The sequence below is a fragment of the Actinoplanes sp. NPDC026623 genome (assembly GCF_040638275.1).
Lineage (GTDB): Bacteria > Actinomycetota > Actinomycetes > Mycobacteriales > Micromonosporaceae > Actinoplanes.
The window spans coordinates 1-14,243 of sequence record NZ_JBEZXZ010000220.1 but is presented as its reverse complement, the minus strand read 5'-3'; the positions used below and the strand labels follow the sequence as shown (position 1 = coordinate 14,243).

Annotated in this window: 14 protein-coding genes and 1 pseudogene; 8 read left to right on the top strand and 7 right to left on the bottom strand. The window is 68.5% G+C overall.

The annotated features are described in order from the left end of the window. A partial coding sequence (locus AB0F10_RS38545) for an amino acid transporter (protein ID WP_360637196.1) occupies positions 1 to 1,494 on the top strand: 1,494 nt, incomplete at its 5' end. A 432-nt stretch (positions 1,495 to 1,926) separates the two neighbouring features. Continuing rightward, complete coding sequence (locus AB0F10_RS38540) at positions 1,927 to 2,217, top strand: hypothetical protein (RefSeq protein ID WP_360637193.1); 291 nt, start codon at positions 1,927 to 1,929, stop codon at positions 2,215 to 2,217. 204 nt (positions 2,218 to 2,421) lie between these two features. Here the strand turns inward: AB0F10_RS38540 and AB0F10_RS38535 are convergent. From AB0F10_RS38535 to AB0F10_RS38515, 5 genes and pseudogenes are all read right to left on the bottom strand, one after another. Then, positions 2,422 to 2,700 (bottom strand): annotated as a pseudogene (locus tag AB0F10_RS38535) (transposase); the annotation flags it as partial. Between the two features lie 89 nt (positions 2,701 to 2,789). Next, entirely contained in the window at positions 2,790 to 3,557 is a 768-nt protein-coding gene (locus AB0F10_RS38530) for a MerR family transcriptional regulator (RefSeq protein WP_360637190.1), read from the bottom strand. Positions 3,558 to 3,639: 82 nt separating this feature from the next. Beyond that, entirely contained in the window at positions 3,640 to 4,401 is a 762-nt protein-coding gene (locus AB0F10_RS38525) for an ABC transporter permease (RefSeq protein ID WP_360637187.1), read from the bottom strand. Between the two features lie 11 nt (positions 4,402 to 4,412). After that, on the bottom strand, positions 4,413 to 5,255 hold the full coding sequence (locus tag AB0F10_RS38520; protein WP_360637184.1) for an ATP-binding cassette domain-containing protein: 843 nt from the start codon (positions 5,253 to 5,255) through the stop codon (positions 4,413 to 4,415). A 346-nt stretch (positions 5,256 to 5,601) separates the two neighbouring features. After that, positions 5,602 to 5,799, bottom strand: a complete 198-nt coding sequence (locus AB0F10_RS38515) for a hypothetical protein (RefSeq protein WP_360637181.1) — start codon at positions 5,797 to 5,799, stop codon at positions 5,602 to 5,604. A gap of 155 nt (positions 5,800 to 5,954) precedes the next feature. On the opposite strand from AB0F10_RS38515, the gene AB0F10_RS38510 reads away from it, so the two are divergent. Together AB0F10_RS38510 and AB0F10_RS38505 are read left to right on the top strand one after the other, a co-directional pair. Then, a complete protein-coding gene (locus AB0F10_RS38510) occupies positions 5,955 to 7,334 on the top strand; it encodes a HAMP domain-containing sensor histidine kinase (RefSeq protein WP_360637178.1) in 1,380 nt (459 codons plus the stop codon). 117 nt (positions 7,335 to 7,451) lie between these two features. Then, entirely contained in the window at positions 7,452 to 7,772 is a 321-nt protein-coding gene (locus AB0F10_RS38505) for a hypothetical protein (protein WP_360637175.1), read from the top strand. A gap of 84 nt (positions 7,773 to 7,856) precedes the next feature. Here AB0F10_RS38505 and AB0F10_RS38500 read toward each other — a convergent pair whose 3' ends face one another. After that, a complete protein-coding gene (locus AB0F10_RS38500; RefSeq protein ID WP_360637172.1) occupies positions 7,857 to 8,360 on the bottom strand; it encodes a vitamin K epoxide reductase family protein in 504 nt (167 codons plus the stop codon). Positions 8,361 to 8,515: 155 nt separating this feature from the next. Here AB0F10_RS38500 and nhaA point away from each other — a divergent pair, with 155 nt between their 5' ends. From nhaA to AB0F10_RS38480, 4 genes are all read left to right on the top strand, one after another. After that, a complete protein-coding gene (gene nhaA / locus AB0F10_RS38495) occupies positions 8,516 to 9,826 on the top strand; it encodes a Na+/H+ antiporter NhaA (RefSeq protein ID WP_360637169.1) in 1,311 nt (436 codons plus the stop codon). 144 nt (positions 9,827 to 9,970) lie between these two features. Further along, positions 9,971 to 10,861 carry an ABC transporter ATP-binding protein gene (locus AB0F10_RS38490; protein ID WP_360637166.1) on the top strand — a complete coding sequence of 297 codons (891 nt, stop codon included), beginning with the start codon at positions 9,971 to 9,973 and terminating at the stop codon, positions 10,859 to 10,861. Further along, on the top strand, positions 10,858 to 11,541 hold the full coding sequence (locus AB0F10_RS38485) for a hypothetical protein (protein ID WP_360637163.1): 684 nt from the start codon (positions 10,858 to 10,860) through the stop codon (positions 11,539 to 11,541). Before AB0F10_RS38490 ends, AB0F10_RS38485 begins: the two co-directional genes overlap by 4 nt. Positions 11,542 to 11,559: 18 nt before the next feature. Continuing rightward, positions 11,560 to 12,480, top strand: coding sequence for a hypothetical protein (locus tag AB0F10_RS38480; RefSeq protein WP_360637160.1), 921 nt, complete (start codon positions 11,560 to 11,562; stop codon positions 12,478 to 12,480). Between the two features lie 388 nt (positions 12,481 to 12,868). Here AB0F10_RS38480 and AB0F10_RS38475 read toward each other — a convergent pair whose 3' ends face one another. After that, positions 12,869 to 13,087 (bottom strand): hypothetical protein, encoded by a 219-nt coding sequence (locus tag AB0F10_RS38475; protein ID WP_360637157.1) that lies wholly within the window; start codon positions 13,085 to 13,087, stop codon positions 12,869 to 12,871. Positions 13,088 to 14,243: the final 1,156 nt, after the last annotated feature.

Below are 14,243 nucleotides of genomic sequence, written 5' to 3'. Positions count from 1 at the left end.
TTCTGGCCCTCCTCGTTCAAGGGCCACGAGGTCATCGTCACGCTCGTGCTCGTCGCGCTGCTGGGCAGCGTCTTCCTGAAGGGCTTCACCGAGGCCATCGGCATCGCCGTCGGCCTCGTCGGCATCTACCTGACGCTCAACATCATCGTCATCGGCGACGGCCTGATCCAGGTGATCACCCACCCCGGTCAGGTCGGGGACTGGACGACGGCGCTGACCACGCAACACGGAAATCCCCTGGTCATGGTCGGGATCGCCCTGCTCGTCTTCCCGAAGCTCGCGCTGGGACTCTCCGGCTTCGAAACCGGTGTCGCCGTCATGCCGCACGTCAAGGGCGACCCCGACGACACCCCGACAAACCCCGCCGGGCGGATCCGCGGCGCCAAAAGGCTGCTCACCACCGCCGCCGGAATCATGAGCGTCTTCCTGATCACCAGCAGCATCGTCACCACCGTGCTCATCCCGCAACAGGCCTTCGAACCCGGCGGCGAGGCCAACGGCCGGGCCCTGGCCTACCTCGCCCACCAGAACCTCGGCAACGCCTTCGGCACCGCCTACGACCTGTCGACCATCGCGATCCTCTGGTTCGCCGGCGCCTCGGCGATGGCCGGCCTACTCAACCTGGTCCCCCGCTACCTGCCCAGGTTCGGCATGGCACCGTCCTGGGCCCGCGCCGTACGCCCGATGGTCCTGGTCTTCACCGGCACCGCGTTCCTGATCACGGTCATCTTCGACGCCGACGTCGACGCACAGGGCGGCGCCTACGCCACCGGCGTCCTCGTACTCATCACCTCCGCGGCCACCGCGGTCACCCTCTCCGCACGCCGCAGGCGCCAGCACGGACGGACCGTCGCCTTCGCGATAATCGCGCTGATCTTCACCTACACGACGATCGCGAACGTCGTGGAACGCCCCGACGGCGTCAAGATCGCCGCCTGTTTCATCGCCGGCATCCTGCTCGTCTCGCTGCTCTCGCGCCTCTACCGGGCCTTCGAGCTCCGCGTCACCCACTTCGAGGCGGACCCCGTCGCGCAGACCTTCCTGCGCGAATGCGGCCGGCGCAAGATCACGCTCGTCGCCAACGAACCGGACAACCGCGACGCCCGCGAATACAGCGCCAAGATCGCCCAGATGCTCGCCGACAACGACATGGCCGACGACAAGGACATCATCTTCGTCGAGGTCACCGTCACCGACGCCTCGGACTTCGAAACGGAACTACACCTCAAAGGCGAGGTGCTGCACCACCGCTACCGCATCCTGTCCGTACAGAGCTCCTCGGTACCCAGCGCCATCGCCGCCCTGCTCCTCTACATCCGCGACACGACCAAACGGCGCCCCCACATCTACTTCGAGTGGACCGAGGGCAACCCGGCCGCCAACTTCCTGCGCTATCTGATCTTCGGCCAGGGCGAGGTCGCCCCCGTCACCCGCGAGATGCTGCGCCAGGCCGAACCCGACCGCCACCGCCGCCCCCACATCCACGTCGGCTGACTCACCGCCGGGCTGCGGGGCATCACCCGCGAGCTCATGAGGCCGGCACGCCGATGGCCGGAGCGCCGCAACGGTGACAGCCGCCGCGGTCTGCACACCGGCGCCGGACGACCGATGCCACAACGCGTGCAGCGGTGTGCCGGGAAGCCTGATCGGCGATGTATTCGCCGACCCAGCGGAGGCCTCGCGCAGACCAGGACCCGGCCCGGCTGTTCGGCCGTGGAACCTGGCCCGAGGCCAGCCGCATCGCCGATATCCTGCGCACCGATACCACCGGTGGGCTGCTCCTGCTCGGTGCCGTGGTCGTCGCCAACCCGTACCGCACCACCGAGACTCGCCTCGGGCACGGCTTGACCATCCGGCCGGCTGGCGATGACTCTTATGTTCCTGCCGTCCGGCGGACTATGACTGCCTCAACGCAAGATTCCCGATATGTCCGACGATGATCGGCGGGGGCTTCGAGCACGTGCGTCCGAAGGCGACCGCGACGCCGTCGATCAGCTCGGCGAGCTGGGCGGCGAGCTGGGCGGCGAGCTGGGCGACATGACCGAGTTTCGTCGTCTCGCCGACGCCAGCAGCACCGACGCCGTCGAACAGCTTGTCCAACTCGCGGCAGAGAAGGACGACTTCGAGGAACTACGCCGTCTCGCCGCCAACGGCTCACGCGATGCGGCCGAAGTCCTGGTCCAACTCACCCAAGACCAGGAAGGCGAAACGCCGTAGCGAGATGCCGCGTACCTCTCAGCTTCGCGTTTAACGTCGGTTTCGCCGCTTTGGGGTCTTGACCTGGGTCTTCTTGATCGCGGGATGACGTTGTGCGGGCATGGATGTCGAACGGCGCAGATGGAGCCTGCCAGGACGCCTGTGTAACTGTCCTGTTTACCCTGCTAGTTCTTAATACTACGAATGCGGCCCGGGAAAGCGATATCAAACGCGCCGAAGGGCTGCTTTCCGCCCTTGGGTGGTGGCGCCTTCGACCAGGCGAGGCGGAGCGGTGCGCTTGCCGGCCGGCTGGCCACGGTCAGCTTCGCGGGCGCGGGCGCGTTTGTCCTCGATGTCGCAGATCGCGAGCCAGATCAGCTTGGTCACGGCATCGTCGGTCGGGAAATGGCTGCGGTTCTTGACAGTATTGCGGATCTGGAAGTTCAGCGACTCGATCGCGTTGGGCGTGTAGATGATCTTCCGGATCTCGGGCGGGAACTCCAGCCGTCGGGAACCGCCCAGTGCCAGACCACGGTCCGCCTGTGCCGGAGACGTCCAGGTGTGAAGCAACGCCGCGAGGGTTAGTCGGGCGATTACCCAAGCCGCTCCATCCGGTTCCAACCGGACCAGCCACGCTCGCGCATCAGGTCCCGCATCCGTTCCGCCCGCGGGTCGGTCTCGTCGGCAAGTGCGTCCAGAAGGTCAAACGGTAGATCATCGTGCTCCGCCTCGCCGGGATTGTTTTCGCCGGAGGTGTATGCCTGTTCAGCCAGTTCGGCCATGATGTCGGCGGCTTCCTCCAGGCGCGGGTCGTCGGCGGTGTCGCCTTCGATGAGCTCCGACAGGACCCGATAGAGCCGGACGAGTCGCGGGTCCTCGAGCTGCGCGAGCTTGCCGGGCATCCACTCGCGGACGCGGTCGGGCCAGCGAGCCGCCACCAGGATCCACCCGTCCCGCTCACCCTGCACCATCCGCTCTGACGCCCCGATCTCCCGAAGCCGGTCGAGATAGGAGATCACCTCCGGCGGGAGCGCCAGACTGTCTCCGGCAACCAGCTGCGCGATCTGCTTGCGGCTGGTCTCCAGCCGTTCGATCTCGTCGCGCAGCTGGCTGTCGATCCGTTGGACCGCTGCGGTGAAGGTGGAGGCGTCGGCTTCGAGCATTTGACCGATCCGATTCAGCGGCACGCCGGCGTTGGCGAGGGTGCGGATCTTGATGAGGGACACCACTGCCGTTGCGCCGTATCGCCGGTAACCCGAAGCGTCCCGCTCCGGCTCGGGTAGGAGTCCGATCTGGTGATAGTGGCGCACCGCCCGCACCGTGACCCCGGCGTACGCCGCCAGTTGACCGATCGTCAGCATGCTCTGATCCTGCCCTCAACCCGCCGGACCCGCCGAGCCCACCCGCGGCGGAAAACCATGCAAGTTCGTTGAATGACGCCGGTCAGGAGATCCTGCGACGGTAGACCATGTCGGCGAAGACGTAGGCAACGATGAGGAGGCCGACGCACCAGGCGAGGGCTATCCAGACGTCGGTGCCGACCGGCTGCTGGGTGAGCAGGTCGCGGATCGTGTTGACGATGGAGGTCACCGGCTGGTGTTCGGCGAAAGCGCGCACCGGGCCGGGCATGGTGGCGGTGAGCACGAAGGCCGAGCTGATGAACGGCAGGAAGATGAGCGGATAGGAGAACGCGGCCGCGCCGTCCACGCTCTTCGCGGTGAGGCCGGGGATGACGGCCATCCAGGTCAGCGCCAGGGTGAACAGGATGAGGATGCCGGCGACCGCGAGCCAGGCCAGCACTCCGGCGCCCGATCGGAAGCCCATGAGCAGGGCGACGCCGACCACGATCGCGAGCGAGATCATATTGGCGACCACCGAGGTCAGCACGTGCGCCCACAGCACCCCCGACCGGGCGATCGGCATGGACTGGAATCGCTCGAAGATCCCGCTCTGCATGTCCATGAAAAGCCGGAATGCGGTGTAGGAGACGCCCGACGCGATGGTGATGAGCAGGATGCCGGGAAGCATGTAATTCACATACGAGACCGACCCGGTGTCGATCGCGCCGCCGAACACGTAGACGAACAGCAGCATCATGGCGATCGGTGTGACCGCGGTCGTGATGATGGTGTCCAGGCTGCGGGTGACGTGACGCAGGGTCCGCCCGGTGAGGACGGCGGTGTCGCCCAGAAAGTGCGTGGCCATTGCTGTTTCCCCTACTTCTTGTTCGACGTGGTGCTGCGGTCTTGGCTGCCCTTGTCAGCGTCCTGGTCGTCTTCGCCGGCGCCGCCGACGACCGCGAGGAAGACGTCTTCGAGGGAGGGCTGCTTCTCGACGTATTCGACCTTGGCGGGCGGCAGCAGCCGTTTGAGCTCGGCCAGGGTGCCGTTGACGATGATCCGGCCGTGGTGCAGGATCGCGATCCGGTCGGCGAGCTGTTCCGCCTCGTCCAGGTGCTGAGTGGTGAGCAGCACGGTCGTGCCGCCCTCGGCGAGCTCCCTGACGGCCTGCCACACCTCGATGCGCGCCTCCGGGTCCAGCCCGGTCGTCGGCTCGTCGAGGAAGATGACCGGCGGATTCCCGATGAGACTCATCGCGATGTCCAGTCGACGGCGCATGCCGCCGGAGTACGTGGCCGCCCTCCGGCCGCCCGCCTCGGTCAGGGAGAAGCGCCTCAGCAGGTCGTCCGCGATCGCGCCCGGGTTCTTGAGGTGCCTCAGCCTGGCGACCAGGACGAGGTTCTCCCGCCCGCTGAGGATCTCGTCGACCGCCGCGAACTGCCCGGTGAGACTGATGGACTCGCGCACGTCTGCGGCCTGCGTCGCGACATCGAAGCCGTTGACGCCGGCAGTCCCTGCATCGGCCTTGAGCAGGGTGGACAGGATCTTCACCACCGTGGTCTTGCCCGCGCCGTTCGAGCCGAGCAGGGCGAAGATACTGCCCCGCGCCACGTCGAGGTCCACGCCGCGCAGCACCCGCAGCTCCTTGTACGACTTCTCCAGGCCCTGCACGCGGATCGCAGGTCCCTGGGCCTGATTGGTTGCCGGGGGGATGCTCATGACGGCCAGCATGGAGGGTTGACGCGGCGTCATAGTCAAGCCCGCAGAGCAGATTCGATTTGTCTCGCTGCGGCGGCCAGCTGCGATCGTACGAACAGGACGGGGTGTCCAGGTTGACGGCGCTCATCGCGTCCGTGCCGACGCCGCGGCCGACGAACCAGGCGTTGGTGAACGCGTTGACGCCAGCTGACAGTCTGGTCTGGGAGCAGGTGTGCCACAGCAACCGCCCGATCGGGCGGCTGCCGAGCGCTGCAGCGTCGCGGCGGTGGCGGGCGATGGAAGTCAGCGGATTTCCGTGCCGAACGGTGCCATGATCTCGGGCAGGCGTTGGCGCGCCCAGCCTCGGCTATTCAGACAACGTGTAGTTGTACATCGTGTTGGGCTCAAGTTCCTGCTCGCGGGCAAGCAACCAGCCCTCGCAGATGTCCTGAACCGTGTCGCTCAGCCGTGGTTTCGGCTGCCGCGCGTCCCGTTGCCGGCAGAACCGGCCGTACTCGGTCTTCGCGGCCTTCTCCGTAACGAAGCCGGTACGTCGCACCTGCATCCGGATCCCGCCGTGGTCGCGGCCATCTCCAGCCGGAACCCGAACTAACCCGTCACCTGATCTTGAACGACCACATTCCGCGGCGAGCAGCTGGGCGAGGTGCTGCACCAGTTCCCTGGGCACCGGATACCGACTCGACCCCGGCGGCGGCTGACATGCCCACCCTCACCGCCCTACGGCGTCGGGTCACCGCCGTGTGGGGACGTCTACCACTGCGGATCCGGCTGGTAGCCGGATTCGCCGCCGCGATGCTGCTGGTGCTCACCGCCGCCGGGGCCTTCGTCTACCTGCGGGTGCAGTACGCCCTTGACCTGAGCCTGAACCAAGACCTCGCCGCCCAGGCCGCCCAGCTACGTGCCGGGGCCACCACCTCGGCCGACCTTCACGGGGACCCCTTGCTGCCGCACGGCCAGTACTACCAGCTCCTCGACACCGGCAACCGGGTACTCGCCTCAGCACCCGGGCTGTCCGGAACGTCCCTGCTGCGACCGGGTGAACTCCGCACCGCGCTGCGGGCGCCCTTACACGAGGACCGCGGAGCACTGCTGCCGATCAGTGACCGGCCGCTGCGGATCCTCGCCGTGCCCCTGCACCCGGGCGCCGCACCGGCGACCGGGCCCGCGGTCGCGCTCGTCGCCGTCCGCCGTGACCAACGCGACGAGGCCCTGCGGGAACTGATCGGCCAACTCGCCCTGGCACAACTCGCCGCCCTCACCGTCGCATCCCTCGTCGGCTACCGCCTCGCCCGCGCCGCGCTCGTACCCGTCGAGCGGTACCGCACCCAAGCCGCGCAGATCGCCGGCGGCGCGACCGGCGTGCGCCTACCCGTTCCACCCGAATCCCACGACGAGGTCGCCCGCCTCGGCCGGACCCTCAACGACATGCTCACCGCACTCGAGACCGCGCTGGAACGCGAACGCCGCTTCGTGGCCGACGCCAGCCACGAACTGCGCAACCCGCTGACCCTGCTGTCGGCCGAACTGGAACTGGCGCTGCGCCGCACCCGCAGCACCACCGAACTCGAAGAGGTCGTGCGGCGCGCCGCCGCCGACACCCAGGACCTCATCAACCTCGCCGACACCCTGCTGCGGGCTGGCACCCCCGCAGACCCGGCCCGCCGCGCGGACACCAGCATCGACGTCACCGAACTGCTCACCACACTGACCAACCGATACCGCCCCACCACCGACCGGCCGCTGCACCTGCAGGTCGCACCCGGCCTGCTGGTCCACGGCAACGCCGCCGCGCTCGGACAGATCCTGACCAACCTGCTCGACAACGCGGTCCGGCACGGCGGCGGCCCGATCACCGTGCGCGTCGACACCGTCGATGGTGCGGTCCGCGTCGTCGTGCACGACGACGGACCCGGCATCGACCCCGGCTTCCTGCCGTACGCCACTGAACGCTTCACCCGCGCCGACACCGCCCGCACCACCCCCGGCGCCGGCCTCGGCCTTGCCCTGGTCGACACCATCGTGCGCGGCTACGGCGGACAGTTGCTGATCTGCTCGAAGACACAGCACACCACCCGATGAGAGGCGACGGCCCCACGGCGCCCACCTGCACCCACCCGCCTACGGGCACCGCCGTCACGGTGCTGCTGCCCGACCGCAGCACCGGCATCTGCTAGCAGGTCTACGTGTGCCGCACCGTTGACGCCACCACTGGCCCTGGTCGCCGCCGCCGAGACCGACAGCGAGCACCCACTCGCCGCGGCGATCCTCGCCGGCGCCCACGAGCGCGGCCTGACCCTGCCGGCGGCGACCAGGTTCGACTCGACCACCGGCAAAGGCGTGCGGGCCACCGTCGATGGCCACCAGATCCTCGTCGGCGCCGCCGGCATGTCCGTCGAACCAGACACCGCCGCGGCCCACCGCGACACTGTGGCAGGAACGTTCCACTTCTGCTCCACCGGTCGCGCCGACACCTACGACACCGACCGCTACACCACCGCAGCTCCCACCCACCCATGACCCGCGCCGGGCGGGCAGTTCGCCGGACAGGTCGGTGTGGGTACGACAACGAACCGGACCCGGCATTCCGACCGATGCCTGGCCTCAGCCGAACAGGGCGCTGCCGTACCTCGTCGTGACGGTCAGGACGATACTGAGCACCCAGATCGTCACGACGAGGACGTCGAGATCGGCGTCGATGAAGCGGGCGGCGGCCCGCTGGATCCGCGCCGGCAGGAACAGGTTGTCCTCGCGGACGTTCACGTGGGTGAGGGTGGCGAAGACCAGCGTGGTGGAGAGCGTGACCAGCAGACACCACGGGCACAGCGCACCGATGTCGAACATGGCCGCGTAGAACAGCCAGTAGGCGAAGATGACGCCGAGGGTGTAGACGATCTGGGCGGCGAACATGAACCCGCGGGGGAACCGGACGCCGGTCAGGCCGGCCACCGCGATGGTGATCACGACGGGCTCGGCGATCAGGCCGAGAACAGCTGCGCCTGCCAGCTCTCGGCGAACGCCGAAACCTGCGGCGCAGCGGCGGAGGCTCATCCGTTGCTCTGGACTCACGTCGCCCCCGTACAGCGAGGTCAGGTCGAACATGACCATGCCGTTGGTGCTACGCGCTGACCACTCAGCCGTCGCCGGTAGTTCCCCACGTGGGCAAGCCGCACGGACATCGTGCTCGGCTAGGCTGAGCTCAGGTGCGCCGGGAAGTCTGGTCGGCAGTGGCTGGCCCGACCCCCTGAGAGTGAGCAGCACCAGTGAGCAACGACTTCCGCACATCCCTGTTCCGCCGTGGCTCATGGTTGGAGACGCGCCGCATCGCCGCAGTGTTGCGGCAGGAGACCATCGGCGGGGCGCTGTTGTTGGCCGCGGCGCTGCTGGCGATGGTGTGGGCGAACTCGCCGTGGGCGCCGGCGTACGAGGCGCTGCGCGACTGGAAGATCGGGCCGGCGGCCTGGCACCTCGACTTGAGTGTGGCGACCTGGGCCGCTGACGGCCTGTTAGCGATCTTCTTCTTCGTCGCCGGACTGGAGCTCAAACGCGAGTTCGTCGCCGGGGACCTGCGTGATCCGCGCCGCGCTGCGGTCCCGGTGGCCGCCGCTGTCGGCGGTGTCATCGTCCCGGCGTTGATCTACACGGTGCTCAACCTGCGTACCGGCGAAGGCGCGCTGCGTGGCTGGGCGATCCCGACAGCGACCGACATCGCGTTCGCCCTGGCCGTGCTCGCGGTCGTCGGCCGGTATCTGCCGGTTGCCTTACGGACCTTCCTGCTGACGCTGGCCGTAGTCGACGATCTGCTCGCCATCGCGATCATCGCCGTGTTCTACACCGGACACTTGTCGGTGCTGCCGCTGCTGGGAGCGCTGGTTCCACTGGCGATATTCGGTGTGCTGGTGCAGCGACGGGTCCGTTCGTGGTGGTTACTGCTGCCGTTGGCCGCAGCAACGTGGACGCTGATGCACCAGTCGGGGGTGCACGCCACCGTCGCGGGGGTGCTCCTCGCCTTCACCGTGCCAGTCCTGCGCAGCGAGAAGGCCGGCGGCCCCGACGCCGGCCCGGGATTGGCTGAGCACTTCGAGCACCGGTTCCGGCCGCTGTCGGCAGGGTTCGCGGTGCCGGTGTTCGCGCTGCTGTCGGCAGGGGTGGCCATCGGCGGCCTCAGCGGCCTGCGCACCGCACTGACCGACCCCGTAGCGGTCGGCATCATGGCCGGCCTCGTGATCGGCAAGACGATCGGTATCACCGCCGCCACCTGGCTGGTCGCGCGATTCACCCGCGCCAGCCTCGACGAGGGCCTGAGCTGGACAGATGTCGTCGGACTGGCCATGCTCGGCGGCCTCGGGTTCACCGTCTCCCTGCTGATCGGCGAGCTCGCCTTCGGCGCTGGCAACTCCCGTGAGGAACATGTCAAGGTCGCCGTGCTGACCGGCTCGGTGATCGCCGTTCTGATCGCCGGCGTCGTCCTGCGGCTACGCAACCGGGTGTACCGGCAAATCCACGCCGCCGAGAACGTCGATGCCGACCGCGACGGTATCCCGGACGTGTACGAGACCGACCGCGACCGCTGACCAGCCCTCGCCGCAGTCCGCCCTTTCGGCGAACGAAGGCGCCGGTGACTTCCGTGCCGTGACTGCCGGGAGTACGGTCACAGCAGGTGCGCCGGGAAGTCTGGTCGGCAGTCATATCGTGCTGCCGGCATTCTGGAGGCTCCGATGGGCGTAGCTGCCCTGCGCACGCAACATCTGTCGAAGCGGTACGGGGGCCTGCTCGCCGTCGACGACCTCACCCTGCAGGTCGCCGCGGGCGAGGTGTTCGGGTTCCTCGGCCCCAACGGCGCCGGGAAGTCGACCACGATCCGGCTGCTGCTCGGCCTGGCCCGGCCCACCTCCGGCCGGGCGTGGATCTTCGACATCGACGCCGCGGACATCGCCGCCGCGCACCGTCTGATCGCGCACGTGCCCGCGGACGTGGCGCTGTGGCCCCGGATGACCGGCGCCGAGGTCCTCGACCTGCTCGCACGCATCGGCCCCGGCGTCGACACCGCCTACCGCGACGAGCTCATCGAGCGGTTCGCCCTCGACGTCACCAAGCCGGCCGGGACCTACTCCACCGGCAACCGGCAGAAGGTAGCCCTGATCGCCGCGTTCGCCACCCGCGCGCCGCTGCTGGTGCTCGACGAGCCGACCAGCGGCCTGGACCCGCTGATGGAACTCGAGTTCCGCCGCGCCGTCACGGCCGCCCGCGCCAACGGGCAGACGGTGTTCCTCAGCTCGCACCAGCTCGCCGAGGTCGAAGCCGTCTGCGACCGGGTCGCCATCCTGCGCGCCGGCCAGCTGGCCGAGGTGGCCTCCGTCGCGGCCCTACGCCGGCTGCACCGCACCGAGGTGGCCGCCACCTTCACCGGCACGCCACCGGACCTCACCGGCGTGCCTGGCATCGACGGCCTGCACCACGACGGCGTCGCGGCCGTGCGGTTCACCCTGGACGGCTCACCGGTGGCGGCGCTGCGCGCCCTGGCCGACGCCGACGTCGCGACCATCGCGGTGCGCGAGCCGAGCCTGGAGGAGATTTTCCTCGCCTACTACGGCCAGGACGCCCGATGAGCACCGCGACGGCAACCACCTCAGCCGCCACCGGCACCACGCGGGCACGTTCCAGCCGTGTCGTGGCAGCCCTCGCGGCCCGGCAGATCTACCGCGGCGCCCTGGTCGTCACCGCGCTCTGTGCCGGCATGTCCGCGCTGGTCGTGACCATGTACCACAGCCAGGCCCTCGATCCCGCCGCGCTCGAGACCCTGGCCCGCAACCCCGCAATCCGCACCCTGTTCGGCGAGCCCGGCGCGCTCGACGACCCGGGCGGATTCACGGTATGGCGCACCGGCGCCTTCCTGACCGTCCTCCTCGCCGTGTGGTCGAGCCTGGCCGCCACCAGAATCACCCGCGGCGAGGAGGACGCCGGACGGTGGTACCTGCTGCTGTCCGGCCGCACCACCCTGCCCGACGCGGTCCGCGGCCACCTCGGCGTCCTCGCGGTCGTCCCCCTCGCCGCCGGCGCCGCCACCGCGGCCGCGATGATCGCCGCCGGCGCGGGCGTCACCGGCTCCCTGCTGCACGGCGCCGGCCTGGCCGGCGTCGGGTTCTTCTTCGTCGCCGTCGGCGGACTCACCGCACAGCTGTTCGGCAGCCGCTCGGCGGCCAACGGCGCCGCGGCCGCCATCGTGCTCCTGGGCCTGCTCGCCCGCATGGTCGGCGACGGCGTCACCACTCTGGCCTGGATGCGCTGACTCACCCCGTTCGGGCTCGTGGCCCTGACCCGCCCGTTCGACACCGACCATGGGCTGCCGCTGTCCGTACTCGCGTGCGCCGCCGTGCTGGCGCTGGCCCTCACCGCCCGGCTCGCGGCCCGCCGCGACCTCGGCGGCGCGGTCATCGCCGCGGCCGGCGCCCGACCGGCACGAACAACACTCCTCGGCTCCATCGCCGCTTTCGCGATCGGCCGCACCCTACGCCCGCTCGCCGGATGGGCAGCCGGTACAGCCGCGTACTTCCTGCTCATCGGGCTGATCGCCCGCTCGATGACCGACTTCCTCACCGCCAACCCGCAATTCGCCCAGATGGCAGCCCAGGCCGGCTTCACGCTCGGCTCGGTCGAGGGCTACACGGCCACCCTGTTCGCGTTGCTTGCCATACCGGTCGGGGTCTTCGTCGCCACACGACTCGCCGCCCTCGCCGCGGACGAGCACCACCGACGGCTGACCCTGCTCCTCGCCACGCCCGTCACCCGGACGAAACTGCTGGCCGCTGAAGCAGCCGTCGCCACCGGCGCCGCGCTGATCCTGATCACCGTGGCCGGCCTCGCCGTCTGGACCGGCACGGCCACAGTCGACGCGGGCCTCAGCCTCAACGACGCCCTCGCCGGCGCCCTCAACGTCACACCGATCGTGCTGCTCAGCCTCGGTGCGGCGGCTCTCGCGCTCGGCTGGGCACCCCGCGCCATCGCCGCAATCGGCGCACTCCCGGGCGCCGGCGGTTTCCTCTGGCTCGTCATCGCCGACAGCATTCACGCACCCGCCTGGATCCGCAGCCTGTCACCCTTCGCCCACCTGGCCGCAGTACCAGCCACCACACCGAACTGGCACGCCGCAGCGATCATGACCGGGACGGCAGCAATCACCGTCGTTGCCGGGACCGCCAGGTACCGCCGACGCGACCTCCACGCCTGAGTGGCGCCGCGATCGATACAACGGGCTTTCCGGCTTCCACCGGCGGCGCAGGTGCTCGCGGGCGAGGGGGTGGTCGACGTCAACGTCTGGCAGGACCAGACGTTCCAGCGTGATCAGCCCGCTGCTGATCGTTGCGCTCAACGTTTCCCGGTAAGGGCGCGGCAGCCAGCGGTCCAGTCCCTCGAACTGCGGCAGCATCGCGCCCCGCCGTGCCCGGCCTGCCGACGGATCAGCTTTGATGGCCCGGACGCGGGCCAGCCCGCTCTCCAGGTCCTCGCCGCGCTGCCACAGCAGTGTCATGTCGTAGTCCGCGTCCGCGCGGTTGTTGAACGCGAACTCGACGCCACGCTTGCGGCCTCCGAATCGTTTCCGGAACTCCACTCGCGGGTCACGCCCGTTGCTCAGCGAACCGATCACTGTGGAATCCAACGCTCGTCGGGTTCGTCGAACTCCACGTCGAGATCAACGTCCGCGGGTTGCAGGCTCCCCTGGCGAACCAGCCGTACACGTACACCTCGGACAGCAGACTCAACGGCCACTCGTCCTGCGACTCGACCAACCGGGTCAACACTTCCTCGGTCAACGCCACCGCCCGCGCGCGCTCCACCAGCCGATGATGCACCGGGTACCGGGCGCGGTCGACCCTGTTCACCTTCGCGGATGCCGACACGCGGCCGGACGTCCCCCTGAACAGCTCATAATCATCGCGTAACCCGGACGCGCGTGGCCAGTTTGGCCACAAGGACAACGCGGTGCCGTGCCACCGACAACGCGCCACGCCATTCGTCGAGATACCCACCGACCCCGTGCGTGCAGGACGTCGAAACCGTCCGCCTTCGCCGAAGTCTCGGATTGTTCGCCGCGCACGGCCCGCACTGACCGACACCTATGGGCAGCAGACGCTTATCCTCCACCGCACGAAACGGTCAAGTGCGGTCGACGCGAAGCTCAAATATGGGGCATAAGACCCACAATCGAGGGGCGCTATGTCCACTTCCGAGGCCTCCTCTGTGACCACGCACGCAATGACAGTGACCACGCCTGTGACCACAAGATCCACTATTGTGATCTTGGCCGAACGATGTCCATCCATAAAAAAGACCGCTGACCAGGACTTTCGTCCTCGTCAACGGCCTTCAAATGCTGGTCGGGCTGACAGGATTTGAACCTGCGACCCCTTGACCCCCAGGCATTACAATTCGGTTAAGTACTGCCAGCATGTGTTAATTCATGCGCAGAAGCGGACAGAACGACACTGTCGTGCCGCCCGATTTCGTCCAATCCTGGAGAAGTTGATCTCCGCTGTGACCAGCCGTGTGACCACAGAAAATCAAGTGCGCAACGTGCCAGTCACTCCAAGGCCATTTGCCGGCGGCAACCAGGGGACATTGACATCGCGCCGTGCGCGATGATTCACGGCTAACCCCGAAACCTCGAGCACCGAATGGCAATAGGCGCTCGGCCGAGGTCGCAACGTAGGCCACTTGACAGCCCATGAGAAGCACACTCCTACCGCCCGCCGCAGTAGCTCACCTACGCCGATCATTTCGGCCTTACACAATAACGCGCTATCCCCACCGACGCACTACGCTCCTGGCGCCACCCAGCGGTCGGGCTCTCGCTGCGCCCACACGTCGTCAACGAATCCGGCGGGGTCTCCGACGATGACTAAGCCCCTGGCGAGAACTCCTTCCCGTAACCCTCGGGTAGCCAGGGCGAGGTCCAGGGTGCCGCGGTGGTCAGGTTTTGGGTGTTGGTGCGGT